The sequence below is a fragment of the uncultured Rossellomorea sp. genome (assembly GCF_947488365.1).
Lineage (GTDB): Bacteria > Bacillota > Bacilli > Bacillales > Bacillaceae_B > Rossellomorea.
In genome coordinates, this window is the sequence record NZ_CANKZT010000002.1 from 41231 (window position 1) to 66658 (window position 25428).

A 25428-nucleotide genomic window follows, 5' to 3' on the forward strand; every position below is an offset into this window, starting at 1 on the left:
GCGGCTTTTTCATAGGCTTATTCTGCCCAATCAATTAAGTTGCGGATATCTAAACGACCTGATTTTCGTGCTTCTTGAAGCGGTTTTCCGATTGTAATCAGCATAATCGGAATATAGCGCTCCGACACATTGAATTCGCTTGCGAGAGCTGCCGGATTGAAGCCGCCGATTGGGCAAGTATCCCAGCCCTTCGCCTTCGCAGCAAGCATGAATTGCATAGCAGCCAGGGAAGCATTGCTGAAAGCTGCGTCTCTTGGGTATTCGTCACGGCTGTAGGCTCCGTCGATTTGTTTCTTAAGTACCTCTTTGATTTCAGCCGTCATTTCCCCCTTTTCAATGGCAGGGTCAAAGACAGGATCGACGTTCTTGTTGGCTTCCAAGTCACCAAGTATAGCCACAACTGCAGAAGCATCATGTACTTGCTGCTGGTGATAGGCTATCGGGAGTAAGCGTTCTTGAACTTCTTTGTTATCGAATACCAGGAATTTCCACTGTTGAAGATTCCAGGCAGATGGAGCCTTCCCTGCTGTTTCGAGCAGGCTGACTAATTCCTCGCGAGGGATCTCCACTTGAGGGTCGTACACTTTCGTTGAGCGCCGTTCTTCGACTACTTGAAAGAAATTATCCATGATAAAGCCTCCTTGATGTTTAAAAAAGTGTTATAATATGGTATATATTTGTATGTTACTTACTTTTTGTAAGTGTATAAGCAATATGAACAATATACCCGACGTTTTAGTATGCGTCAAGGGATAAATATTTAGGATGTGTTGAGAGCGATGGAAACAAAACTTTGTCCGAAATATGCCGCTGCTTTTGAATTATTAGGTAAGCGCTGGATCGGGATGATTATAAAGGTATTATTTGAAGGCACATGCCGTTTTAAAGATTTAAATGAAGAAATACCAAATATCAGTCAAAAGGTGTTGACGGACAGATTGAAGGAATTGGAGGAACATGGCATAGTGTTTCGGGAAGTTCTCGACGAAAAGCCGGTCAAGGTACTCTATAGCCTGACGAAAAAAGGTAGAGAACTAGAGCAGGTGATGGATGCCGTCCAGAATTGGGCAGTGAAATGGGTAAAATAAAAAGCCTGCGTCATTGCAGGCAGGCGGTTAGTTGAGTTTATTATTGAATATATGCTCAAATGGATCTTCTTGATCGTGAGGAGTGTAGAAATGGATGGGCTTTAATGCGGCGTAGCTTCCTCCGATGATGATGATACAAAGAACGGGTAAGAATAAAATACCGAGCATAGTATAGCCTCCTTATCGGTTTTAGGGGTTCGGTATGCCACTTAAGACCCCTTGCATGATTAACTCTAAAGTGTGAAACGCGTTTCAGAGCAAGCGTTTTATTTGATTATTTGTGTAAAAGGGATAGGTGGACCATTCAGAATATTTCATGAGGGGTATGGGTATGACAAATATTCGCAGTATCGCCAAATTGGCGGGAGTCTCAGTTTCAACGGTTTCAAGGGTATTAAATGAACATCCATATGTGAAAGAAGAAAAACGTAAGAAGGTTCTAGAGGCCGTCGAGCAATTAAATTATATAAAAAACGCGAATGCTGTCCATTTATCAAAAGGCAAGACCTATAGCATAGGAGTTGTTTTGCCCTACTTGAATCTTCCTTACTTCGGAGAGATTCTTCAAGGCATAGCAGGGGAAGCGTTAAAACATGGATACCATATTCAGCTTTTCCAAACGAATTATGACAGGGGAGCAGAACTTGATGCATTTCATCGACTGCAAATGAAGGAAGTGGATGGATTGATCCTGACGTCGCGCTCCAATTCACTGGATGTTCTTGCCCCATTCGTCGGTCCCAATGTGGTTTTTTGTGAAAATGTGTATGATCCCTCGTATAAAAAGGTGTTCATCGATCACTACCAGGGAATAAGGAATGGACTCGAATACCTCTATTCAAAAAGTCATTCACGGATCGGACTGTGTTTGCATCGGACGTTCGGGACGAATAGTGAGGAAAGGATCCGGGGGTTCTACGATAGCTCAGAAGCTGCCGGCCATCCTGTGCGTGATGAGTGGATCTTCAATGACTGCTATCATCTGCAAGATGGGAGAGATGTGGTGAAAGCATGGGAACACCTGAGAGAAAAGCCCTCAGCCCTTATCGTAACAAGTGATCAGGTTTCAGCCGGAATGGTGACAGAGGCAGCTAAAAGAGGAATCAGGATACCCGATGATTTGGCTATACTAAGCTTTGATAATCATCCCATTGCCGATGCACTGGACATTACGTCATTTGAAGTCCCGATACGAAAAGTAGGAGAAGAATCGTTTAAGCTATTTCTCGAAAAGGCGGATCCTCAACCGGTGATACTGGAAACGAAATTATTTGATAGAGGGACCGTATAAGTTCCTCAAGGGATAAGAGGAGGAGAAAAGAATGCTAGGGAATAAAGATGAAAAAATGTTGATCATCTTAATGGTCGTTGTTGCTTTTATTGTGTTGCTTGCTATTGTAGGGAAATATCTTCTTTAGGCTTTTTTGACCTTGTCTTCATATCTCATTTGTTTCTGCCATATGTTAAGAGTAAGTGAAGCGGTAGGTGAATGTATCATGTGGTCTGAATTCAAGCAATTCATTTCAAGGGGGAATGTAGTTGACTTAGCGATTGCTGTCATCATTGGTTCAGCGTTTGGCAAGATTGTGGAGTCTCTCGTTCAGGACATGATGATGCCGGCAATCGGAATTTTATTTGGTGGCATTAACTTAGAAGGCCTGCACCTTCGAATTGGAGCAGAGGTGATTGAATTGGGAAAGTTCCTACAAGCCCTTGTAGACTTTCTTCTCGTGGCCATGAGCATTTTTCTGATGATAAAGGTGGTCAACCGCTTGAAAGGCGGGGAGCAGCCATACAAGGTGAAGCAAACGACCAACCTTGAAGTCTTACAGGAAATCAGGGATATATTGAAGGATGATCAAAGACCTTCCATTAGACATGACATTCAGAGACCGAGCGATCAGCTCACCAAAAGTGGTATGAAAATTCAAATGAGAACCGAGAGAAAAACAAGGTGATGATCGTTGACCTAAATCCTACTTTTATAGTAGGATTACTTTGTGTTGTGAGACTATTTTAAAATTCCTACAAACAAATGGGGTAATGATCGTGAAGAAAATTCATATTATTCATGAAAACAGTGAATGGACCAATCATTTAACGACTCGTCTCAACGAGCTTCAATTGCCTTATGAGGAATGGTTCCTGGACCAAGGACTCGTCGATTTATCATCAGAGCCGCCAGAAGGTGTTTTCTATAATCGAATCAGTGCATCTTCCCATACACGAGACCATCGTTTTGCGCCTGAGTTAACGGAAAGCGTTCTTTCTTGGTTAGAGAGGTACGATAGAAAGGTACTGAACGGAAGCCGTGCCCTTCGGTTGGAAGTGAGTAAGGTGAATCAGTATATGGCCTTGAACGCTGCAGGCATCAAGACACCGAAAACCATTGCAGCTGTTGGAAATGAGCATATAATTGAAGCGGCTGAAAAGCTTAATAAACCTTCCTTTATCACCAAGCATAATCGTGCAGGAAAAGGATTGGGAGTTCAGTTGTTTCATTCAGTTGATGCTTTGAAAAACTATGTATGCAGTGATACGTTTGAAGAACCGTTAGACGGAACGACGCTTATCCAGGAATACATTGAAGCACCAGACGCTTCGATTACACGGTGTGAGTTCATTGGCGGCAAATTCATTTATGCTGTGAAGGTGGATACGTCAAAAGGATTTGAACTATGTCCGGCTGATGTCTGTCAGGTCGATGATCTATTCTGTCCAGTGGGGGAGCAAGAGGAGAAGCCTAAATTCCAAATAAGGGAAAACTTTTCCTGTGGTATCATCTCGTCTTACGAAGCATTTTTAAAAGAGAACCGGATTGATGTAGCCGGGATTGAATTCATTCAAGACAATGAAGGCACCATCTACACATATGATGTGAACACCAATACAAATTACAACAAGGATGCCGAGGCGAAGTACGGACAATACGGGATGCTTGAGTTAGCAAACTATCTTGGTGAACAATTGAAAACTGTGTAAGTTGATGACTCTCCTGTACAATTACGGGAGAGTTGTCTTATGTAAATGTAGAATTACATATATAATTGTAACGATTTTTGTAGTAGTGTGGTAGAATTTCTATAAAGTAGACAATATCTTTGAAAGGTCAAAGGGTAAGTATGATTATCTTTAATCAGGATGTTATTAATAATTTCTTTTATATCATTTTGAGTATTTTTTTAATTTTTTTCCTTCTTGAAAGAAAAATGATACAGGGCTGGTATACAAGGTTAGCAACCCTTGTTTCTTTGAGTACGGCCATTATCCTGTGCATGCTTTCCCCTATTTATCAAAATCCATACTGTGTACATGATTTACGGATGATTCCTTTTGTACTCGGAATTATGTATGGAGGGCCCTATACGGGGTTTGCACTTTTAGTTGTCTTAATGGTTTCCAGGACAATGATATATGGTTGGAGTATAGTAGCATTTGTTATTTATGTGGTGATCTACCTCTTGACAGTTATCGGGATGAAGTGGTTCGATTTCGACCGGTTAACGAGCCGTAAGAAGATCATATTCTCAGTGATTCTCTTTACCACTCATTCCATAGTAGCAGCTCTTATTGCAAATGCGATGACCGTGTTTGTGATTGATGAAAGCTATCTCATTAATTTCATCTTACTCCCTTCATTGGGAATGCTTATCCTGACTTACATTTGTGAAACATTACTAAAACAGATCCAAATCAAACAAGCACTCGTGAAAATAGAAAAAATGGAAGTACTGTCTCAGCTGGCAGCCAGCATCTCACACGAAGTAAAGAATCCTTTAACCGTTATTAAAGGGTTTCTGAGACTGCTCAATCAAGAAAATCTTCCAGTTGGAAAAAAAGAGCAGTACTTAGAAATCGCATCATCAGAACTGAAACGGGCAGAAGATATCATCAACGACTATCTTACATTCGCCAAGCCGGACCCTGATCATGTGGAGAACATCTCAATTTCTGAACAACTCAATAAGCTCATTGATATGGTGGAACCATTGAGCAACCAGCAATCGGTGGTTGTACATAATCACATCATCGACGCCACCATCGTCGGCAATACACGGAGCTTTCAGCAAGCATTTCTCAACATCATTAAAAATGCGATTGAATCCATGCCAAAAGGAGGTACTCTCACGATACTTTCGAAGGTTCAAAAGGGGAACGTCAGCATAACCATTACTGACAATGGAGTCGGTATGACCTCTGAACAACAATCCAGACTGGGTGAACCTTATTTTTCTACGAAGGAAAAAGGAACCGGTCTGGGGCTAATGGTTTCTTATCGCATCATTGAAGCGATGAGAGGCGTCATTACAGTTGAAAGTCGAGTAGGCAAGGGGACGAGTTTTCAGATTGTGTTTCCTGTGGATCTTATAAAAGACCCTTCATCTTTATAGGTGGAGGGTTATTTTTTTGTTGAAGCCATATGCTTGTCGCCTCTGAGCAAAGCCCTTCCGCTTTTCGGTATGTCCAGCTCCGGCGGCTAGGCCCTCGAGGTCATAAGTCAAGGACACCAAAAAGGCAAAAAGCGCCTTTCCGGTGTCCTCGCCATATGCTTGTCGGGCCTGAACAAGCCGCCTCCGCTTTTCGCTATGTCCAGCTCCAGGGCTTAGAGGCTCGAGGTCATAAGTCAGGCATACCAAAAAGGCAAAGAGCGCCTTTCCGGCATGCCTGCCATATGCTTGTCGCCTCTGAGCAAAGCCCTTCCGCTTTTCTATTGAACTTTCCCTAATTATCTGATAATATATATTCCTGCTCCCAAACGCCTACATAATTTATCCAGATTTCGATAAGTCTTTTTTAAACGTTTCATCCAATGAGAGTCGTTACCTCAGTTCTAGTGATGAGACGTTTTTTTCTCCATTGCGGCTAAAACATTTGGAAGGAGAAATGTATGACGAAGGAATCAACTATTCATCCCGATTTTTCAATTGAATCAGAACGCCTGGAGTTTACGAAGCGCTACATTGATGTAGTCATCAGCACATCCCAGACGAGTAAGGAAAAGTATAAGGAAAACATGGAAAAAGCTTTTGGAGATATTGATTGGGGCGAATCGAGTGCTGCGTACATCGATATCCTGACGAACTCAAGCTTTTTTGAGATGTCCAAAGAAGAACTGGAGTCCCTGACGAAAGCGAAAACGAAACCGTATTTTGCCAGGATTGATTTTCAACACGAGGGATCGGACAAGGTGGAGAAGCACTATATTGGCAAGACCTCCTTGTATCAGCGTGAAAATCAAGAGCAAATCATTGTGGACTGGCGTTCTCCCATAGCGAATCTATACTACGAAGGAAGGATTGGTGACGTTTCGTATGTTGCGGAAGACGAGACATATGAAGGAGATCTTTCATTAAAGCGTCAGTACATGATCGAGGATGGTTTGTTAGAAGAAATCAGGGATATTGACTTAACGACCACAGATGAACTGCTTCAGGATTCATTAGCCAAAAGCTCCAGCAATCGTTTAACTGAGATCATTTCCACCATTCAAGAAGAACAAAATAGGATCATCCGGGCCGATTTAAACAAGCCCATCATTGTACAAGGGGCCGCAGGAAGTGGAAAGACAACCATCGCCCTTCATCGGATTTCATACTTTATTTACAACTACAAACAGCATTTTGACCCGAAACAACTGATGATCCTTGCACCAAGTAATTTGTTTATCGACTATATTTCAGAGGCATTGCCGGAACTTGGAGTAGAACGTGTTAGACAAACGACGTTCACAGATTATGTCATGACCTGCTTAGAGAAAAAGCTGAATTTAGTAGAAGATAACAAGCTCACCCAGTTGATAGAAACCCATGATGAAGACGTAGCGACTGCCTCGTGGATATCTGGGTTCAAAGGCTCCAAAGCATTCAGGAGAATACTTGATTATTATATAGAAGAAATTGAACAACGCTTTTATACGTCTAAAGACTTCTATGTGGATAAATACAAGCTCTACACCGCCAAAAAGTTCACTCATCTTTTTAAAGATGAATATACGTATATGCCAATCTATCGCCGGATGGAAAAGCTCAAGTCTCTCTTACAGAGTTATGTTCGGACGAACAAGAAGCAGATGGTGGAGAAGGTAGAGAAGTTTTTCGATGAACGGATCGAAACAGCGCTTTTTCAACGGACACAGGCAGCAAACCGGAAGGACTATGTGTCCAAAGCATTGGACAAGAAAAGTGAGCGGGTTGAAGAAATTAAGAAGGCGATCCGAACAAGCGTTACGGCCTACATGAAGCAGTTTGAAAAGAAAAACCTAGATCAATACTTCATAGAATTGTTCTCAGATCCGAAACGGCTGGCTTCTTACTCGAAAGGTGAGCTAAGTATGCAGCAGGCAGAACAGCTTAGTCATTATACGTTGAAATACGCGAAGAAAAAACAGTATGAGGTAGAAGACTTAGCCATCCTTCTTTACTTGCAAACTCACTTGTTTGGAATCGATAAATTTTATAAAGCAAAAAATATCGTGATTGATGAAGCACAGGATTATAGTTACATGCAGCTTTATTCGTTGAAGAGGGCACTTGAAACCGACATGTTTACACTGGTAGGGGATCTTGCCCAGGGGATTCATTCCTATCGTGGACTTCAGTCATGGGAACCGGTGTATAGAGATGTGTTTCCGAGGGCTACGTATACCGAGCTCCAAAAAAGCTATCGAACCACAATTGAAATCATGGAGGAAGCAAATAAATTGCTGAATCTCTTACCCTATGATTTTCCTAAAGTGAATCCAGTGGTGAGACATGGGGATGCTCCCGGCTTCGATGAGTATGTGGGATTGGAAGAATTGGCTGCCATAATCGAGGAGAAGGTGAATGCTGGACGAGAAGAAGGATTCCATACATTCGCTGTGATCGGAAAAAGCATGAAAGATTGTGTGAAAATCAGTGAAGTCCTTCAAGAGCGGCAGCCAGGGAAAGTGAAGTTGTTGGAAGAACAGGAATCGATCCCGAAAGATCAAATCGTCGTCGTTCCATCTTATCTGTCAAAAGGGCTTGAATTCGATGTGGTCATCATTGCAGCGGTGGATGAAGCTTTCAATCCGGAAAACGAACTCGACATCAAGCTCCAATACGTGGCCATGACACGCCCCCTTCATAAGCTCGCCTTTATCGGGAAGAGAAGGGAGCAATTTATCGGCCGATGATCAAAATAGGTCCGTCCCTCACGGTGAGGGACGGACCTTAATTTAGTAAAAAACGAATTTCACAATCATAATATTAGCAAAAAGCTGAGTGGATTTGTAAAATAATAAATCAGGAGGGATGCAATATGTTAAAAAACTTAAAGAGTACGAAGACATTACATAACGGAATCGAAATTCCTTATGTCGGTTTAGGAGTTTACCAAATGAAAGATCCGTCTGAAACGGTACAAGCTGTTCGAACAGCGATTGAGTCAGGGTACCGTTCCATCGATACAGCGGCGATCTACGACAACGAAGAAAGTGTAGGTCAAGGTGTGAAAGACGGTGGAGTAGCGAGAGAAGAACTCTTCATTACCTCGAAAGTATGGAATAGTGATCAGGGCTACGATACAACATTAAAAGCATTTGAAACCAGTTTGAGAAAGCTTGATATGGACTATCTGGATCTTTATTTAATTCACTGGCCGGTAGAAGGAAAGTACAACGATACATGGAAGGCTCTTGAAAGGTTGTCTAGCGAAGGCTTAGTGAAATCCATCGGTGTAAGTAACTTCCATCAGCATCACCTTGAAGATTTAATGCAGAACAGCAATGAAAAGCCTGTATTAAATCAAATCGAATTACACCCTCGTCTGAATCAGGAAAAAATAAGAGAATTCTGTGCATCACAAAATATTGCAGTGGAAGCATGGTCACCAATCGCTCAAGGGCGTGTACTGGATGAACCAACACTGAATCACATTGCTGAAAAGCATGAAAAATCGGCTGCCCAAGTGATTCTGCGCTGGCACCTTCAGAATGATGTTATCATCATTCCTAAATCTGTTCATGAAAGCCGCATCAAAGAAAACGCAGATCTATTCAACTTCGAACTATCACTGGAAGAAATGAACCAAATCAATCAACTGAATCTCGACGAACGTTTTGGACCCGATCCAGACAACTTCGATTTCTGATTGATATATATGTAAGAGGTCCGTCCCTCCAGATGAGGGACGGACCTCTTTTTTTTACCCTCCTTCCTCCGGTTCCCATTTTAATAAAATTTGTAAAATAGTATTGACAGAGTTGTGAGGAGTAGTATACAATTATCTCGAAATCAAAATAATCATATTCGAGATAACAAGTACTCTTTTTTTACACGTATATCTCAAATTCAAGATAAATGATTTGAGAATAATTGAATTTGAAATGTTTGAAGATAAATCTCGAAGGGAAAACAAAGAGGAGGAAGTAAGATGACAGCATTAGCTGCGTTCGGTTTATTGGTTATTCGTTTAGTAGTGGGGTTAACATTCGCTGCTCACGGAGCACAGAAATTATTTGGTTGGTTTGGAGGACACGGGCTACAAGGAACAGGTGGTTTCTTTGAGTCCATTGGAATCAAGCCTGGAAAAACGATGGCATTACTTGCAGGACTTTCTGAAGTTGCAGGGGGAATACTATTCGCAGCAGGTTTCCTGACACCACTGGCCGCTTTGCTTATCATTGGAACGATGATTGTAGCGATCGTAAAAGTTCACGGACCAAATGGTTATTGGGTAACACAAAATGGTACAGAATATAATGTGATGCTCATTGTTGTTGCTCTTGGAGTAGCATTGGTAGGGGCAGGATCATTCTCTATAGACGCACTTTTATTTTAAATAAGTTCATTTTTCAATAGGAATTCAAATGTTCACATATATGATGTGGAAATTCAACACAGAAACTCGGCATGCAATCCAACATCACTACTTCCAATTAGGTAGCAAATGAATATTGCAGGTGCACGTTGATTGATTTACCTGCAGTCTGATTCTGTGTTTCACTTATTTATTATAAATCAACCATATTTAAAGGAGAGATTTCGACTATGTCTAACGTAAAATTAGCAATCATGTATTACAGTTCAACAGGAACCAATTATCAAATGGCGAAATGGGCAGAAGAGGCTGCGAAAGAAGCTGGAGCTGAAGTGAAGGTACTCCGTTTTGAAGAAACAGCACCTGAAGCAGCAATTGCTTCAAACCCTGCTTGGGAGAAGCATTATAATGAAACAAAAGATAGTGTACCTGTTGCGACACTTGACGATCTTGAATGGGCAGACGCATACCTTTTCAATGTCCCAACACGATTCGGTAACGTTCCTTCTCAAGTCAAAGCTTTTCTGGATACCACTGGAGGTCTTTGGTTCAATGGGAAGCTGGCAAACAAAGTAGTGAGCGCCACGTCATCTGCAAGCAACTCACACGGTGGACAGGAGCAGACGGTTCTAGCTCTATACACAACGATGATGCACTGGGGTGCAATCATCGCAGCTCCTGGATACACAGATCAATCAAGCTTTACTACAGGAGGAAACCCGTACGGAACGAGTGTAACAGTCGATCAAGAGGGCAATATGGTTGAATCCGTAGAGCCTGCAGTGAAACACCAAACTCGCCGTACGATCCAAATCGCTGAAGCGGTTAAAAACGGATTGAAGTAATCAACATATGAAAAAAACGAGACACTCGCGATTGAGAGTGTCTCGTTTTTTTATTGTGTTCTCACAGCCCAACATCATCCACACACTCAGCCTCACATTCGATCCACTCGTCCGTCAGCGGATGGAGAAATGAAATTCGTGCTGCATGCAGGGCCTGCCTTTTGAAAATCGGTTTTCCTCCATATAATGTGTCGCCAACCAGAGGATGACCGATGTGACTCATATGGACGCGAATCTGATGGGTACGTCCCGTATCAAGCTGGACCTCCACTAATGTATAAGTATTTTTATATTCCAGCACCTTGTAGTGGGTGACTGCATCCTTACCTGAAGGTGAAACTCTTCTTCTTGTATTGTGGTGGCGGTCCCTCCCTATCGGTTCAGAGATGGTGCCATTTTTCTGCTTCAATCGACCATGAACGAGAGCGTGGTATGTACGCTTGATCTGCCTCTCAGTGAGGAGGCGGTCAAGAATCGCTTTACTTAACGGATGTTTGGCAAAAATAATTGCACCCGACGTGTCATGGTCCAAACGATGAATGTGCATGACGCGGCAGCTTTCTCCCCGGGCTTGATAGTGAAAGGCCACCAGATTTGCAAGGGAATCCGTCTCATCAGGATGGTTTGGGTGAGTATCGATCCCGGCAGGTTTGTTGACGACAATCAGGTGGTCATCTTCAAATAACACATCGATTTCTCCGTATGTCGGAGGGACATCGTATTCAACTCCTTTAAATAAATGAAGCTGTAGCACATCTCCCGGGGATAGGGGCTGGGTCCAGGAAATCGATGCCCCGTTCACTTTAATATCACCCTTCATCCTCATGGAATGAATTAGTTTCTTAGGTGCTTGCCAGTGATTTCTAAGAATTGTTTCAATCGTTACATTTTTCCATTTATCTGGAATGAGTAGTTCAAATAGTTCTCCTTTTTTCTGTGTTTTCATCAAAAAACTCCTTCAAATGACAATAATCTTATACTTATGTGGGTATTTAAACCTAATTTAACTCCTGTTCAACCCATTTCATGGGTATAATTACCACGCTGTTGGTTCTACTTCTATGTTATCCTTAATATATCTATTACAGAGAGATTACAACCATTACAAAGGTGGGTTATGACGGTGAAAGTTTTACTAGCATCAACACATGAACAGGAAGACAAAATTCAAGAGCTTATACAGTACATGTATTGTACTATTTTCCCTGATTATTTCACAGATGATGAAATTGAACAATTTGATGATATGCAAGTATTACATACGACGACGAGAAACTTTGAATACTTTGGAACCCTTAAGGAAGCATTTCAGGTGATTTCAAGCTTACAAACATTGATTTCCATTGTGGAGAGCGGATCAAAAGAAGATGTGTATGAAGAAATGTTTTACCACAATGCTGAAATTCTTCAAGGCTTTGGTATGTTTTTCCCACTGTCGTATGATCAATTCAGTGAAGAATCGGATTGTAAGCATAATTTAAGTATTTATTCGAGAGCGGATAACCAGTTGCTTGTATAGAAAAATCACGCCGGGAAAAGTTTGATACTTTAGAAAATTCGCATAAAAATGTTTAGAAGATTCAAGTGAGGGGAAAATAGCTTGTAATAAGTTAATTTGAAGATACACTGTGTCTTCATCTTGAAATTCCTCCTCACTTGAAAGGGGCTGACTCGTAGAAAAGTCAGCCCCTCTTTTTTTTGCTTACTTATTCTTTCGTAACGTTCTCTTCAAAAAACTTCTCGAATTCTTCTTCAGGCTGTTCTCCTACGATTCTCGCTACTTCTTTACCATTTTTGAAATGTACCAGTGTCGGTGTAGCTTCGATTCGGTATTGATCCCATCCTTGTTCGAATTCAAGTAAATTGTACTGAACCATATCGACTCCCATGTCTTCTGCGAGAGGTGCCAGGGTAGGAGTGGTTCTCTTACAGTGAACACATGTTGAACTATAGAAATACACAGTCACGTCTTCGTTATTCTTTAATTTTTCTTCTAATTCCTCTGGTAAGATTACATTTTGATAGTTAGGGTCGTCCAGCAGTTCTACAGTGGCCGGGTTAAGATTCGCTTTTTTGAACTTATTTCCCTCTGCCTTTTGACTGTTTTGCATGCTTGTGATGAGCGCGATGCTAGCAAATAATGCGACAATCGCTACAAGAAATATGATGATTTTCTTCAATCTATTTGTCCTCCTTTAATGCTTTTAATACCATTACACTTGCGATGAAGATGATGATGAAACCGGTCAATGCCAAGAACGGGATGGTGATAAAGCCGAACAGGTTAATGTATTCGCCTGTACATGGGACACGTCCGCAGGCAGGTGCACTCTCTGATAGGAATGATACTTTTTGAATAGAGTAGTGATACAAGGAAACGAGGATACCGATTCCAGATAAACTCGTAGAATATAGTGCCGCTTGAAAATCTTTGCGAACATAAGCCACACCTAATAGAATGACCATTGGATACATTAAAATACGCTGATACCAGCATAATTCACATGGCTCATATTTCATGATTTCAGAGAAATATAAACTCCCCAGAGATGCCACAAGAGAGGAAGCCCATGCCAGGAATAACAGAGAATCTGCTTTTTTGTTCATATAGAATTCCTTTCTTCGTATATTCTATCAAATTATAGTATGTTATTATTATAAAAGTAAAATAAGAAATCTTTATGAGCAAATATGATATTTTTTTAACGATTTGTGCAAGCGTTTGCAGAAAGCGCTCTATTTTTAAATTGATTTTATAGGAGGAAAACACACATGACAAAACAATGGTGGAAAGAATCGGTCGTCTATCAAATTTATCCTCGCAGCTTCATGGATTCGAACGGGGATGGTGTCGGGGATATTAGAGGAATCATTTCAAAATTGGATTATTTGAAAGAATTGGGGATCGATGTGGTCTGGTTATCTCCTGTGTATGAATCTCCTAATGATGACAATGGGTACGATATAAGCGATTATAAAAAGATTATGGATGAGTTCGGAACGATGGCTGATTGGGAAGAAATGCTTGCGGAAATGCATAATCGTGGTATAAAGCTTGTGATGGACTTAGTGGTGAATCACTCTTCCGATGAGCACGGCTGGTTTGTGGAATCGAGGAAATCGAAGGACAATCCATATCGCGATTATTATATTTGGCGTGAAGGAAAAGACGGAATAGAGCCGAATAACTGGGAGTCTGTATTTAGCGGTTCTGCTTGGGAATATGATGAAACGACAGAGGAATATTTCCTGCATCTCTTCTCGAAAAAACAACCGGATCTAAACTGGGAGAATCCGAAGCTGCGCCAGGAAATCTATGACATGATGAAATTCTGGCTGGACAAAGGGATCGATGGTTTCCGTATGGATGTCATCAACTTCATTTCCAAAGAGCCAACATTGCCTGATGCGCCGAATCCTGAAGGCAAAACGTATGCTTCAGGTCATGATTACTTTATGAACGGTCCACGTATTCATGAGTTCCTACAGGAAATGAATCAAGAGGTCCTTTCACATTATGATGCGATGACGGTTGGTGAAATGCCGGGTGTGTCGCCGGATGAAGCCGTCCTTTACACAGGTAAGGATCGCAATGAAGTGAATATGGTATTTCAGTTTGAGCATATGGATGTGGACTCGGGCCCAGGAGGGAAATGGGATGTCATTCCTTTCGACCTTGTAAAATTGAAAACCATTTTAACAAAGTGGCAGACGGAACTTCACGGAAAGGGCTGGAACAGTTTGTACTGGAACAACCACGATCAGCCAAGGATTGTGTCACGACTTGGTGACGATGGAGAGTACCGCATAAAATCTGCGAAAATGCTGGCAACACTTCTTCATCTGATGCAGGGGACGCCTTACATTTATCAAGGGGAAGAAATCGGAATGACGAATGTCCGATTTTCTTCCATTGAAGAGTACAAAGATATTGAAACCCTGAACATGTATCGTGAAAAAGTAGCGGAAGGCATGAATCCGGAAGATATCATGAAGTCCATTTACGTAAAGGGAAGGGACAACGCCAGAACCCCTATGCAGTGGAACAGCGGTGACCAGGGAGGGTTCACTGAAGGAGAACCGTGGATTGCCCTTAACCCGAACTACAAAGAAATTAATGCAGAAAAGGCACTGAATGATTCCGAGTCCATTTTTTACTACTATCAAAAATTGATCGCTCTTCGCAAGGAGTATGAAATTATCCCATACGGATCATTCGAACTTCATTATGCAGATCATCCTTCCGTGTATGCTTATACAAGAACGTATGGATGTGAGAAAATCTTGGTTCTTTGCAATGTATCAGGAGAAAAGCAAGTCATCGATAACGTCGCTTCTTTTGATATCAATCAGGCTGAAGTCCTCATAACAAACGAAGAAAAGCAGGAGAAAGATGAGTTTACTTTAAACCCATGGGAAGCAACGGCATATTATTTTAGAGGATAAAATGAAAGGAAGCACCCATATCATCGGGTGCTTCTATTTTTAAGGGGATTTGTTTGTTGTTAAAGAACTTGAACAAATCAACCACCACTGCAGAACATTTCCAGACAAATCAAATTTCTTCAATTCATACACCCCCCTTTGCTAAAATAAAAGGGATGGACTGTCATGAACTTCGTTTCAACAGTGCACTATAAGGGTATATAATTCAGGTATTTTATGAAGGAGTAGATCATAGATGGCAGAAAAACTAGACTTATCACAGTTTGAAAAGAAAATGATCATTCGTCCAATGGAACATAAGGACATTCGAGATATTATCAACATGCAGTCTGTTTGTTTCCCAGGGATGGATCCCTGGAAGGTAGAGCATCTGGAAAGTCATTTGGACGTTTTTCCGGAAGGTCAGCTTGTCGCCGAATTAGAAGGGGAAATTATTGCATCATGCTCGAGCCTGATCATTAACTTTGACGAGTATGACGACCGCCATACGTGGGATGATGTAACGGATAATGGTTACATAACGAATCACAATCCTGATGGCTATAACCTGTACGGAATCGAAGTCATGGTGCACCCTGAATATCGACGCATGAAGGTAGGACACCGTTTATATGAAGCAAGGAAGGATCTTGCACGACAATGGAATTTAAAGAGTATCATCATTGGGGGACGCATCCCTAACTACCATAAACACTCAGAGGAGATGTCTCCAAGGGAGTACGTGGATTCAGTCGGGCGTCATAAGATCTATGACCCTGTACTATCCTTCCAATTATTAAACGGCTTCACCCTGATGCGGATCAACCCGAACTATTTACCTGACGACAAACGATCACATAAATATGCCACTTTAATGGAGTGGAATAACGTCGATTACCGTCCGTCAAGCAAGCGGCATTTCAAAACAAGTTATCCTGTCAGAATCTGTGTTGTTCAATACATGATGCGTAAAATCAATTCCTTCGAGGAATTCGCGAATCAGGTTGAATATTTCACAGATGTAGCATCAGATGCGAAATCAGATTTCGTCGTGTTCCCTGAAATCTTCACTACACAGCTCATGTCATTCCTGAATATTCAATCACCGAGCCTCGCTGTAAGAAAGTTAACGGATTTTACAGAGGAATACATTGAATTATTCACGGATTTAGCCGTTCGTTACAACGTCAATATTATTGGAGGGTCTCACTTCGTTAAGGAAGAAGACGATGAAATTTACAATATCGCGTATCTCTTCCGCCGTGATGGAACGATTGAGAAGCAGTACAAGATTCATATCACACCAAATGAACGCAAGTGGTGGGGAATCAGCCCTGGAGATTCTGTAAGGGTCTTTGATACGGATTGCGGTAAGATTGCGATCCAAATCTGCTATGATATTGAATTCCCTGAGCTTGCCCGTATCGCAACAGACAAAGGGGCGAAAATCATTTTTACCCCATTCTGTACAGAAGATCGCCAAGGGTATCTTCGTGTCAGATACTGTGCACAAGCCCGTGCTGTTGAGAACCAAATCTATACAGTCATTTCCGGTACGGTCGGAAATCTTCCACAAACGGAAAATATGGACATTCAATATGCTCAATCAGGTATCTTTGCTCCGTCCGACTTTGAATTTGCACGTGACGGAATCGTCGGCGAAACCAATCCGAACATTGAAATGGTCATGATCGGAGACGTCGATCTCGAAGTCCTGCGACGCCAGCGTCAATCGGGAACGGTCCGTCAGCTGAAAGATCGACGACATGATGTATATGGAGTGAATTATAAGAAGTAATGCTGAAATATAAAGCCCCGCTGATTTATTCAGTGGGGCTTTATTTAAGAAAAATTATGCTAAAATAAGGACTGAACGAATCTTGTCGACATGTGACGGATTGTTTTAGCAGGATTTCTACAATTTGTGATAGAATTTATTATTATACAGCATTAGGAGGGGATCGTTTTGAGTTGGAAAACATCATGGGAAAAATGGAGCGACTACTTGCATCTAGATGAAGAGATCAACGAGCTTTTAGGAGCAATGAAAGACGACGAAAAAACCTTAGAAGACGCATTCTACAAAAATCTTGAATTTGGTACTGGTGGAATGAGAGGAGAAATTGGTCCCGGAACCAACCGGATGAACATTTATACAGTTAGAAAGGCCTCTGAAGGATTAGCACGATACATAGAAGAACAAGGCGAAGAGGCTAAAAAGCGCGGAGTTGTAATCGCTTACGATTCCCGTTATAAATCACCTGAATTTGCCATGGAATCAGCTAAGACATTGGCTACACGTGGTATTCAAACATATGTGTTCGACGAACTCAAGCCGACTCCGGAGCTTTCATTTGCCCTTAGACAATTAAAGGCGTTCTCTGGAATCGTGGTAACGGCAAGCCATAATCCACCTGAATATAATGGATACAAAGTATACGGTGAGGATGGAGCTCAGCTGCCTCCACACATAGCCGATGCCGTTATCGATAAAGTGAATGAAGTGGAAAATGAGCTGGAAATTGAAGTTAAACCTGAAGAAGAATTGAAATCATCCGGCCTGATTAAATTGATTGGCGAAGAGATCGATCAATCTTACCTGGAGCATCTGATTTCGATTTCTGAAAAACCGCAAATCGCCAAGGAAGTCGATTTGAAAATCGTGTTTTCTCCATTACATGGAACAGCTTTAAAGATGGCTGAAAAGGGTCTGAAAGCTTTAGGGTATGAGTCTGTTCACATCGTAAAGGAGCAGGCGATTCCTGATCCTGAGTTTACGACTGTGAAATCCCCGAACCCGGAAGATAAAGCGGCCTTTGAATATGCCATCCGTGACGGGAAGGAAATTGACGCAGATATCCTGATTGCGACAGATCCCGATGCAGATCGCTTAGGCGTAGCTGTAAAAGGAGAATCAGGCGAGTATATTCTTCTCACTGGAAACCAAACAGGTGCGATTCTACTTGATTATATTCTGGCACGTAAACAGGAAAAAAATATGATTCCTGAGAATGGGCGTGTATTTAAAACGATCGTTACATCTGAACTTGGCCGTAAAGTGGCTGAACATTACGGGGCTTCAGTGGAAGATGTACTAACAGGCTTTAAATTCATAGGTGAAAAAATAAAAAAATATGAAGAAACAGGCGAATACTCATTCTTATTCGGATACGAAGAAAGCTATGGGTACTTAATCGGCGACTTTGCCCGCGATAAAGATGCGATACAAGCCGTATTGATGGCAGCAGAAGCGGCTGCATACTATAAGAAGCAGGGGAAAACTCTCTATAATGTGCTGAATGATTTATTCGAGCAGCATGGCTTCTATCAAGAGGGGCTTAAGAGCTTAACTCTAAAAGGAAAAGAAGGCGCTGAACAAATTCAGGGAATTCTGAAGGATTTCAGAAACGAGCCACTGAAAGAAGTAGCTGGCTTGAAGGTCGTATCATCGGAAGACTATAAAGTAAGTAAAAAGGTTGACCTGCAATCCGGTGAAGAATCAACCATTCAATTACCGTCATCCAATGTTCTGAAATATCATCTTGAAGACGGATCATGGATTTGCCTGCGTCCATCAGGAACAGAGCCGAAGATCAAATTCTATTTCAGTGTAATTGGTAAGACACAAAGCGATAGCGATAATAAATTACATGCTCTGCAAAAAGCCATCATGGCGAAAGTAGAAACGATGATCAGTTCATCTGTAGGTGAGGCGTAAAACAAACAGCAGTATTGCATTGGATTGCGTAATAAAAAAACAAGAGATGTGCTGGTACATCTCTTGTTTTTTTGGATTGAAAAAGAACATACGTTTTCAGTCAAAGGTCGTAGAGTGTTTCATTCTTTTTGAGAATACCGGTTTTGTGTGAAATCTATATAATAGTAGTGAAGGATCGGGGAGGACGATGAAGATGAATCAAGAATCCCTTTCAAATATCGAGCTTTTGAAAGAGATAGCCGAATTGCTGAACAATGAAACAGAGCTTTCTTCTATGCTTTCAGGTGCATTGAAGAAGCTGATCAGAGGCACAAGCTTCACAACGGGATGGATTTTCTTTATTGAAAAGGAAGGCAGTCACGAGCTTGTCTCCCATGAGAATCTCCCGGAGTCACTATCTGACCGGAAATGTGAGCTGATGAAAAGGGGCGGCTGCTGGTGTGTCAATCGCTTTCGAAATGGAAAGCTTACGAAAGCCTCCAATATCATCGAATGTCAGCGCATTGAGCAGGCCATTGAAGAAAACAGAGGGGATACAGATGAAATCACGTACCATGCAACGGTCCCTCTGCAGTCCGGAAACGAATCCTTTGGGTTATTAAATGTTGCAGCTCCGAATAAAACCCACTTTTCAACCGCTGAACTTGCTCTTCTCGAATCGGTTGCCTTCCAAATCGGTTCCGCCATCAAGAGAATTACACTGACAAAGAAAGAGCAGGAAGTTGCTCTTATTGGTGAAAGGAACCGATTGGCAAGGGATCTTCATGACTCTGTGAATCAACTGTTGTTCTCACTTACGCTAACTGCAAGAGGCGGGGCGGAGATGACCGGGGAAGAGGAAGTGAAGGGCACCTTCAAGACCATTCAGAATCTTGCCCAGGAAGCTCTATCGGAAATGAGGGCCCTCATCTGGCAATTAAGACCCCATGGTTTGGAAAATGGAATAGTCGAAGCCGTGAAAGGATACGCAGAAATGCTGGGCTTGACCCTTGAAACGAAAGTAGAGGGCGTCATTTCCCTTAGTTCCAGGATAGAAGAAGTCCTGTGGCGGGTAAGCCAGGAAGCCCTTAGTAATTGTAAAAAGCATTCTGGTGAGAAGTACATTTTTTATACATTAAAAAGTGAATCCCATTTCATTCATTTAATGATTGAAGATAGAGGCTACGGGTTTCAATATGACACCAAACATGCTCTGCCTTCTGTGGGGATACAAAGTATGAAGGAACGTGTGAAAAGCATTGGTGGAGAACTAACGATAAACAGTCAACTCGGAAAAGGAACGAGTATATCAGTTCAAATACCCTATTAGGATAGGAGGTGCCATGCATGATCAGAGTGTTAATAGTAGATGACCACCATGTCGTACGTAGAGGCCTCGTCTTCTTTCTGAAAACACAAAAGGACCTGGACATCGTGGGAGAAGCGAAGAATGGTGCAGAAGCCGTTCAATTAGCTGAAACATTGGAACCCGATATCATCTTGATGGATTTAATGATGCCGGTCATGGACGGAATTCAAGCAACAAAGGAAATTAAAAAGAATCATCCCGCTATTCAAATACTCATGCTCACCAGCTTTTCCGATCAGAATCACGTGATTCCGGCCATTGAAGCAGGAGCAGCCGGGTACCAATTAAAAGATATTGAACCCGATGAATTAGTGAATAGTATCCGGAAGCTTTTATCCGGGGAAAACTCTCTCCATCCTAAGGCAACCAACCATTTACTCACCCGTATTTCCAGAAAAGAACCACCCCACAAAATCCATGAGCTTACCAAACGGGAGAAGGATGTTTTGATTGAGCTTACGAAAGGGAAGAGTAACAAAGAGATTGCTTCCAGCCTTTTTATAACGGAAAAAACCGTCAAGACTCATATTTCAAACATTTTTTCCAAGCTGGAAGTAACGGATCGAACCCAAGCGGCATTGTATGCCGTTAAACATCAATTGACATCAAACTAAACAGGAAAGGATTTTTCTAATATGAGTATTGTAATTATTAATGGAAGTCCAAGAAAACGCGGGCGTACTGGAATTGCATCACGATTCATTGCCCGGGCATATGACTGTGACCTTATCGACTTAAGTGAGGGGTCACTCCCCTTGTACAATGGGGAGCAGGATCAATCAGAGCTTGAATCCGTTCGAGCACTTAAACAAAAAGTGACGGAAGCAGACGCCGTCATTTTAGCTTCCCCTGAATATCACAGCGGTATGAGCGGGACATTGAAAAATGCACTCGATTTTCTGAGCAGCGAGCAATTTGCCCACAAACCAGTGGCACTACTTGCATGTGCCGGTGGAGGAAAGGGGGGGATCAACTGCTTGAACAACCTTCGCATCGTCGGCCGTGGAGTGTATGCAAACGTCATTCCAAAGCAGCTCATCCTTGATCCACACTGTTTTGATTATGAAGGGGACGGACTCTTAGAAGAACCAGCTAAATTAGTCGATGACTTGATGAGGGAACTGAAGGTGTATGTGAAAGCGGCTGAACTGGTGAAAAGTGAAATATCTTCTTAGTCGCGAAAATCGGCATTGTGCCGGTTTTTTTTAGGTTCAATTTATACAATTCAAAATAATAAAAGCTGATCCAATAGCGCATACTAATTGGATCAGCCGTAGGTGGAATTCTCTTGTAGCTACATCTCTGCAAAGGTTTCCTCAAGTGGTTGCTCTACACTATAGGTGAAGTTTGCATGTTCAATATATCGTAAAAGCGTATATAGGTTACGCTCTACAATCGTGTAATCATTTGAAAAATGGTACGCATGTAAGAAGTGTTCAATTCTTTTGGAAAGAAGGTCATCCTTCGTTCTCACCATGAGGATCAACAGGTTATCCCATTCTGATCGGTGAGTGTAATACAAGGCCCGATCGTAATCGACTTTGTTCACTTGGTTTCCCTCCTTTTGAAGGGGTAATCATATTGTATGGAGAAAACCGCATTTATTTCTCTGTAAAAGTTGGTTATGTTGCAAATGCTGGCTTTCCTACTATTGGGTGAATAAATCAGTGAATTTAATTCATCCTATTAATGAAACGTAAACAGAGGTGATGATAATGAAGAAAGTCATAGTGATTGCATCAACCGTATTTTTTCTGTTATTTTCAAGTCATGCAAATGCTCAACCAACGGATTATCAAAAATTTGGCCGGATTGCCACAGCCGTTATTAAAGAAGATTATCCTGGTCAGCCTGTGAAGGATTATCAATATCAAGGTAGAAAGAAAATGACTGAAAACAAAGTGGCCGATTCATTTGAATTTACCGTTCAAGAGAACAATGCAGAGAAAAAGGTACTTGTAGTCGTCGTACACGATCTTGATAATGAAAAAATACTGAACATTACGGTGCAGGAATAGGTGCAACAGATAAAGTCTTCTTAAGAGAAGGCTTTTTTTGTTCGGCTTGTGAATATCTAAAGGAGGGTATTTTGTCATTGCAATGATGCGGTGTTCACAATTTGGCACAAGTTTCTCCAAAAGTGGCACAACAAAGCGTAAATCTGGCACAACAAACCAGATTTGGCACAATAAACCTAGCAAAACACCTATATACCACGTGGCGTATGTTAGAATGCGTCACAATCTAACACCAAAACACCGTATTGTTAATAAAATAAAGTATTCACTGCAAAAATTGAAACGATTTGCTAAAATAAACCTATACATAATTTGAAAGGGGATCTTTATTCCCATGTGATGCCATCTTTTCTCACCTAAATAAAAACTGAATAGAGGGAGGAAAAGATATGCATTCCACTGCATTTAGAAATCTTTGGTTCGGTCAAGCGTTAGCCAATATGGGAGATATTTTGTACATTGTTGGGTTAATCTCCCTTGTATACAATATAACGGGTTCTGCTGTTTATATGACGGCCGTTCCTTTGGTGATTACGTTTTCGCGTTTCATCAGTAGTATGGCGGCACCTCTTCTGTTGAATCGCACGCAAATGAAGAGTTTGATTGCTTACTCTCAAATGGGGAAAACATTCTTCCTATGTTTTTTTCTCTTGTTAATGGTACTCAATATTGAAAATGTGTGGTTCTTTTTAGGGTGTGCGAGTATCATTTCATTTTTAGATGGCTGGGCATTGCCTGCCAGGAACTCTTATGTGCCTTTTCTTGTGAAACGGGAAGAGTTGATGGGGGCGAACGGATTCCTTTCTACCGTGGATCAGACGATACAATTCTCAAGCTGGGCATTAGGTGGAATCCTATTATCGCTTATAAATGAAACGAATCTTTTTATCGTGATCATTGTTTTGTTTCTTGCAAGTACGTTGTTTATGATGAAGCTGCCTGTTATCCCAAGCACCAGCTTAGAAGTGAGAAAAGTTTGGTGGCAACAGCTTGGAGAAGGGTGGTCAGAGGTTAGAAAGAGAAAGGGATTAGTTCCCGTGTTTTGGATCTATGGGTTAGAGTCGATTTCTGGCACCGTTTGGATTGCGGCTGTTTTGTATTTGTATGTTGATCTGCAATTGCAGCGAGGGGAAGAATGGTGGGGGTTCATCAACTCCAGCTTCTTTGTAGGCTTGGTTCTTGCTTCGTATTTGATTTTTAAGCTTCACGGCTTGTTTTCAAAGTTCAGGCGTAGATGGCTCCCGCTTTGCATGGTCTTTACATCAAGTGTGACACTCGTCTTTGCCTTGAATAAGGTTGCTCTCCTTGCACTCGTTTTATCCTTTGTGTTCGGTTTGTTTGATCAAATTAAAAATGTCGTTCTTCAGACGTATTTGCAGGAAAGTGCACCACCTGAAGAGCTTGGGAAAATCTATGCTGCACAAGGAGCGTTAACCACATTGCTGTTTGGGTTATCCTCTGTTGGAGTAGGGCTGCTTCTTGAAATACTGAGTATTTCAATGATTTTCTCACTATCAGCGCTCTTACTGCTGGGTACTCTCATTCCAGTAATGATCCTGCAAAAGAATATAAGAATGTAATATTTGTTGAAGAGCTGTTCCCAATTAACGATAGGGAGCAGCTTTTTTTGTCGACTTCATCCTATGCTTGTCTGGCCTGCCCAACCCGCCTCCGCTTTTCTTCTCATCAAATCCCTTTTCTTTTCATACATTTAGATAAGAGAATAAAGAGGGGGATGACGATGAATTTAGAGGAGCAAAGGCAGTTACAAAATGCTATAGGGGAAATTACTGAGATTGCAGCCGGGTTTGGTCTTGATTTTTATCCGATGCGTTATGAGATTTGTCCTGCTGAGATTATTTATACATTTGGTGCTTATGGGATGCCGACTCGTTTTTCTCACTGGAGTTTTGGTAAACAGTTTCATAAGATGAAGCTTCAATATGATTTGGGTTTAAGCAAGATTTATGAACTCGTGATTAATTCTGATCCTTGTTATGCTTTTTTATTGGACTCGAATTCGCTTATTCAGAATAAGTTGATTGTGGCACATGTGTTGGCCCATTGTGATTTCTTTAAGAATAATGTCCGATTCCAGAACACGAAGCGGGATATGGTAGAGAGCATGGCGGCTACTGCGGAACGAGTGCGAAGATATGAGATAGAACATGGGAAGCAGGAGGTTGAAAACTTCCTGGATGCCGTGCTTGCCGTGGATGAGCATATTGATCCGTCATTAATGCGCCCGAAGCTGTCGTGGACGATGGATGATGTGGAATGGGTAGAGGAAGAAGTGATTCATGCGACACCTTATGATGATCTGTGGTCATTGGATGAAAAGCCGAAGAGCAGAGAGAAGAAAAAGGTGAAGAAGAAGTTCCCTCCTCAGCCGGAAAAAGATATTCTTCTCTTTATCGAGCAGTACAGCAGGGAGTTGTCTGATTGGCAGCGGGATATATTGACGATGATGAGGGAAGAGATGCTGTATTTCTGGCCACAGCTTGAAACGAAAATCATGAATGAAGGATGGGCTTCGTATTGGCACCAGCGAATCATCCGTGAAATGGATCTGACGAGTGGTGAGTCCATTGAGTTTGCAAAGCTGAATGCAGGTGTTGTACAGCCTTCCCGTACGCAGATTAATCCGTATTATTTAGGATTGAAGATTTTTGAGGATATTGAAGATCGTTTCGACAACCCTACGGATGAAATGAAAAAGCGTGGGGCGAAACCGAATTCCGGCCGTGAAAAAATGTTTGAGGTTCGTGAGATTGAATCTGACATTTCTTTCTTACGGAACTATTTAACAAAGGATCTTGTTGCGAGAGAAGATATGTATTTGTTCCAGAAGCAAGGGAAGGACTATAAAATCGTCGATAAAGAATGGACTCATGTACGGGACCAGCTGGTAGGCATGAGGGTTAATGGCGGGTTCCCTTACATTACGGTGAATGATGGGGATTATATGAAGAGCGGGGAGCTTTATCTTAAGCACTGGTTTGAAGACGTGGAGCTCGATATTAAGTATTTAGAAAAGGTTTTACCGTATCTGCATCAGCTGTGGGGAAGACCGGTGCATATCGAAACCCGTGTGGAGAACCGTGATATGTTATTTACGTATGACGGCAGAAGTGTTCAAAGAAAATATTTGTGAAAATACGGAGCCGTTTTCAGGTGAAGATCCTGAAGCGGCTCTTTTCTAGTT

The 25428-nt window shown here is 41.7% G+C and carries 25 protein-coding genes; 19 read left to right on the forward strand and 6 right to left on the reverse strand.

Translation table 11 applies throughout. The features are described from left to right. Positions 1-17: 17 nt before the first annotated feature. Complete coding sequence (locus Q1B03_RS07135; RefSeq protein ID WP_299739798.1) at positions 18-629, reverse strand: nitroreductase family protein; 612 nt, start codon at positions 627-629, stop codon at positions 18-20. A 150-nt stretch (positions 630-779) separates the two neighbouring features. Between Q1B03_RS07135 and Q1B03_RS07140 the strand changes: the two genes are divergently transcribed. Further along, a complete protein-coding gene (locus Q1B03_RS07140) occupies positions 780-1088 on the forward strand; it encodes a helix-turn-helix domain-containing protein (RefSeq protein ID WP_299739800.1) in 309 nt (102 codons plus the stop codon). Positions 1089-1115: 27 nt separating this feature from the next. Here Q1B03_RS07140 and Q1B03_RS07145 read toward each other — a convergent pair whose 3' ends face one another. Continuing rightward, complete coding sequence (locus Q1B03_RS07145) at positions 1116-1256, reverse strand: hypothetical protein (protein WP_299739802.1); 141 nt, start codon at positions 1254-1256, stop codon at positions 1116-1118. Positions 1257-1419: 163 nt separating this feature from the next. Between Q1B03_RS07145 and Q1B03_RS07150 the strand changes: the two genes are divergently transcribed. From Q1B03_RS07150 to wrbA, 8 genes are all read left to right on the forward strand, one after another. Further along, positions 1420-2379: a LacI family DNA-binding transcriptional regulator gene (locus Q1B03_RS07150; protein WP_299739804.1), complete on the forward strand. Its 960-nt coding sequence runs from the start codon at positions 1420-1422 to the stop codon at positions 2377-2379. A 205-nt stretch (positions 2380-2584) separates the two neighbouring features. Further along, complete coding sequence (gene mscL, locus Q1B03_RS07155; RefSeq protein WP_299739806.1) at positions 2585-3046, forward strand: large conductance mechanosensitive channel protein MscL; 462 nt, start codon at positions 2585-2587, stop codon at positions 3044-3046. Positions 3047-3137: 91 nt separating this feature from the next. Continuing rightward, positions 3138-4070: a RimK family alpha-L-glutamate ligase gene (locus Q1B03_RS07160; RefSeq protein WP_299739808.1), complete on the forward strand. Its 933-nt coding sequence runs from the start codon at positions 3138-3140 to the stop codon at positions 4068-4070. Between the two features lie 227 nt (positions 4071-4297). Further along, positions 4298-5479 (forward strand): HAMP domain-containing sensor histidine kinase, encoded by a 1182-nt coding sequence (locus tag Q1B03_RS07165; RefSeq protein WP_299739810.1) that lies wholly within the window; start codon positions 4298-4300, stop codon positions 5477-5479. A 497-nt stretch (positions 5480-5976) separates the two neighbouring features. Then, a complete protein-coding gene (gene helD / locus Q1B03_RS07170; protein WP_299739812.1) occupies positions 5977-8244 on the forward strand; it encodes an RNA polymerase recycling motor HelD in 2268 nt (755 codons plus the stop codon). A 125-nt stretch (positions 8245-8369) separates the two neighbouring features. Then, positions 8370-9200 (forward strand): aldo/keto reductase, encoded by an 831-nt coding sequence (locus tag Q1B03_RS07175; RefSeq protein WP_299739814.1) that lies wholly within the window; start codon positions 8370-8372, stop codon positions 9198-9200. A 282-nt stretch (positions 9201-9482) separates the two neighbouring features. After that, entirely contained in the window at positions 9483-9890 is a 408-nt protein-coding gene (locus Q1B03_RS07180; protein ID WP_299739816.1) for a DoxX family protein, read from the forward strand. A gap of 209 nt (positions 9891-10099) precedes the next feature. Beyond that, on the forward strand, positions 10100-10714 hold the full coding sequence (gene wrbA, locus Q1B03_RS07185) for an NAD(P)H:quinone oxidoreductase (RefSeq protein WP_299739818.1): 615 nt from the start codon (positions 10100-10102) through the stop codon (positions 10712-10714). Between the two features lie 61 nt (positions 10715-10775). Here the strand turns inward: wrbA and Q1B03_RS07190 are convergent, their stop codons facing one another. Continuing rightward, the gene (locus Q1B03_RS07190) at positions 10776-11660 is read right to left on the reverse strand and encodes an RluA family pseudouridine synthase (RefSeq protein ID WP_299739820.1); all 885 of its coding nucleotides are present in this window, start codon (positions 11658-11660) and stop codon (positions 10776-10778) included. 171 nt (positions 11661-11831) lie between these two features. Here Q1B03_RS07190 and Q1B03_RS07195 point away from each other — a divergent pair, with 171 nt between their 5' ends. Then, positions 11832-12233: a DUF5365 family protein gene (locus tag Q1B03_RS07195; RefSeq protein ID WP_299739821.1), complete on the forward strand. Its 402-nt coding sequence runs from the start codon at positions 11832-11834 to the stop codon at positions 12231-12233. Positions 12234-12420: 187 nt separating this feature from the next. Here Q1B03_RS07195 and Q1B03_RS07200 read toward each other — a convergent pair whose 3' ends face one another. Together Q1B03_RS07200 and Q1B03_RS07205 are read right to left on the reverse strand one after the other, a co-directional pair. Next, a complete protein-coding gene (locus Q1B03_RS07200; RefSeq protein ID WP_299739823.1) occupies positions 12421-12894 on the reverse strand; it encodes a thioredoxin family protein in 474 nt (157 codons plus the stop codon). A 1-nt stretch (position 12895) separates the two neighbouring features. Then, the gene (locus Q1B03_RS07205) at positions 12896-13321 is read right to left on the reverse strand and encodes a disulfide oxidoreductase (protein WP_299739825.1); all 426 of its coding nucleotides are present in this window, start codon (positions 13319-13321) and stop codon (positions 12896-12898) included. A gap of 165 nt (positions 13322-13486) precedes the next feature. Here Q1B03_RS07205 and Q1B03_RS07210 point away from each other — a divergent pair, with 165 nt between their 5' ends. The 6 genes from Q1B03_RS07210 to Q1B03_RS07235 all read left to right on the forward strand — a co-directional run bounded on the left by Q1B03_RS07210 (position 13487) and on the right by Q1B03_RS07235 (position 21380). Continuing rightward, positions 13487-15160 carry an alpha-glucosidase gene (locus Q1B03_RS07210; protein WP_299739827.1) on the forward strand — a complete coding sequence of 558 codons (1674 nt, stop codon included), beginning with the start codon at positions 13487-13489 and terminating at the stop codon, positions 15158-15160. A 235-nt stretch (positions 15161-15395) separates the two neighbouring features. Beyond that, positions 15396-16937, forward strand: a complete 1542-nt coding sequence (locus tag Q1B03_RS07215) for a bifunctional GNAT family N-acetyltransferase/carbon-nitrogen hydrolase family protein (RefSeq protein ID WP_299739829.1) — start codon at positions 15396-15398, stop codon at positions 16935-16937. A gap of 168 nt (positions 16938-17105) precedes the next feature. Beyond that, positions 17106-18857 carry a phospho-sugar mutase gene (locus Q1B03_RS07220; protein ID WP_299739830.1) on the forward strand — a complete coding sequence of 584 codons (1752 nt, stop codon included), beginning with the start codon at positions 17106-17108 and terminating at the stop codon, positions 18855-18857. Positions 18858-19044: 187 nt separating this feature from the next. Further along, complete coding sequence (locus Q1B03_RS07225) at positions 19045-20166, forward strand: GAF domain-containing sensor histidine kinase (RefSeq protein ID WP_299739832.1); 1122 nt, start codon at positions 19045-19047, stop codon at positions 20164-20166. Between the two features lie 17 nt (positions 20167-20183). Further along, positions 20184-20819, forward strand: a complete 636-nt coding sequence (locus Q1B03_RS07230; RefSeq protein ID WP_299739834.1) for a response regulator transcription factor — start codon at positions 20184-20186, stop codon at positions 20817-20819. Between the two features lie 21 nt (positions 20820-20840). After that, positions 20841-21380 carry an NADPH-dependent FMN reductase gene (locus tag Q1B03_RS07235; protein WP_299739836.1) on the forward strand — a complete coding sequence of 180 codons (540 nt, stop codon included), beginning with the start codon at positions 20841-20843 and terminating at the stop codon, positions 21378-21380. Between the two features lie 119 nt (positions 21381-21499). Here the strand turns inward: Q1B03_RS07235 and Q1B03_RS07240 are convergent, their stop codons facing one another. Further along, the gene (locus tag Q1B03_RS07240) at positions 21500-21754 is read right to left on the reverse strand and encodes a YhdB family protein (protein WP_299739838.1); all 255 of its coding nucleotides are present in this window, start codon (positions 21752-21754) and stop codon (positions 21500-21502) included. A 166-nt stretch (positions 21755-21920) separates the two neighbouring features. Between Q1B03_RS07240 and Q1B03_RS07245 the strand changes: the two genes are divergently transcribed. From Q1B03_RS07245 to Q1B03_RS07255, 3 genes are all read left to right on the forward strand, one after another. Next, a complete protein-coding gene (locus Q1B03_RS07245; RefSeq protein WP_148968280.1) occupies positions 21921-22223 on the forward strand; it encodes a DUF3889 domain-containing protein in 303 nt (100 codons plus the stop codon). A gap of 389 nt (positions 22224-22612) precedes the next feature. Beyond that, on the forward strand, positions 22613-23803 hold the full coding sequence (locus Q1B03_RS07250) for an MFS transporter (protein ID WP_299739846.1): 1191 nt from the start codon (positions 22613-22615) through the stop codon (positions 23801-23803). 161 nt (positions 23804-23964) lie between these two features. After that, on the forward strand, positions 23965-25377 hold the full coding sequence (locus Q1B03_RS07255; RefSeq protein ID WP_299739848.1) for a SpoVR family protein: 1413 nt from the start codon (positions 23965-23967) through the stop codon (positions 25375-25377). Positions 25378-25428 lie beyond the last annotated feature (51 nt).

Bases quoted from the DNA above. Each gene is read 5' to 3' on its own strand.
- Q1B03_RS07135 (WP_299739798.1), bottom strand. From the start codon at position 629: ATGGATAATTTCTTTCAAGTAGTCGAAGAACGGCGCTCAACGAAAGTG.
- Q1B03_RS07140 (WP_299739800.1), top strand. From the start codon at position 780: ATGGAAACAAAACTTTGTCCGAAATATGCCGCTGCTTTTGAATTATTA.
- Q1B03_RS07145 (WP_299739802.1), bottom strand. From the start codon at position 1,256: ATGCTCGGTATTTTATTCTTACCCGTTCTTTGTATCATCATCATCGGA.
- Q1B03_RS07150 (WP_299739804.1), top strand. From the start codon at position 1,420: ATGACAAATATTCGCAGTATCGCCAAATTGGCGGGAGTCTCAGTTTCA.
- mscL (WP_299739806.1), top strand. From the start codon at position 2,585: ATGTGGTCTGAATTCAAGCAATTCATTTCAAGGGGGAATGTAGTTGAC.
- Q1B03_RS07165 (WP_299739810.1), top strand. From the start codon at position 4,298: ATGATACAGGGCTGGTATACAAGGTTAGCAACCCTTGTTTCTTTGAGT.
- helD (WP_299739812.1), top strand. From the start codon at position 5,977: ATGACGAAGGAATCAACTATTCATCCCGATTTTTCAATTGAATCAGAA.
- Q1B03_RS07175 (WP_299739814.1), top strand. From the start codon at position 8,370: ATGTTAAAAAACTTAAAGAGTACGAAGACATTACATAACGGAATCGAA.
- Q1B03_RS07180 (WP_299739816.1), top strand. From the start codon at position 9,483: ATGACAGCATTAGCTGCGTTCGGTTTATTGGTTATTCGTTTAGTAGTG.
- wrbA (WP_299739818.1), top strand. From the start codon at position 10,100: ATGTCTAACGTAAAATTAGCAATCATGTATTACAGTTCAACAGGAACC.
- Q1B03_RS07190 (WP_299739820.1), bottom strand. From the start codon at position 11,660: ATGAAAACACAGAAAAAAGGAGAACTATTTGAACTACTCATTCCAGAT.
- Q1B03_RS07195 (WP_299739821.1), top strand. From the start codon at position 11,832: ATGACGGTGAAAGTTTTACTAGCATCAACACATGAACAGGAAGACAAA.
- Q1B03_RS07205 (WP_299739825.1), bottom strand. From the start codon at position 13,321: ATGAACAAAAAAGCAGATTCTCTGTTATTCCTGGCATGGGCTTCCTCT.
- Q1B03_RS07210 (WP_299739827.1), top strand. From the start codon at position 13,487: ATGACAAAACAATGGTGGAAAGAATCGGTCGTCTATCAAATTTATCCT.
- Q1B03_RS07215 (WP_299739829.1), top strand. From the start codon at position 15,396: ATGGCAGAAAAACTAGACTTATCACAGTTTGAAAAGAAAATGATCATT.
- Q1B03_RS07225 (WP_299739832.1), top strand. From the start codon at position 19,045: ATGAAGATGAATCAAGAATCCCTTTCAAATATCGAGCTTTTGAAAGAG.
- Q1B03_RS07230 (WP_299739834.1), top strand. From the start codon at position 20,184: ATGATCAGAGTGTTAATAGTAGATGACCACCATGTCGTACGTAGAGGC.
- Q1B03_RS07235 (WP_299739836.1), top strand. From the start codon at position 20,841: ATGAGTATTGTAATTATTAATGGAAGTCCAAGAAAACGCGGGCGTACT.
- Q1B03_RS07245 (WP_148968280.1), top strand. From the start codon at position 21,921: ATGAAGAAAGTCATAGTGATTGCATCAACCGTATTTTTTCTGTTATTT.
- Q1B03_RS07250 (WP_299739846.1), top strand. From the start codon at position 22,613: ATGCATTCCACTGCATTTAGAAATCTTTGGTTCGGTCAAGCGTTAGCC.
- Q1B03_RS07255 (WP_299739848.1), top strand. From the start codon at position 23,965: ATGAATTTAGAGGAGCAAAGGCAGTTACAAAATGCTATAGGGGAAATT.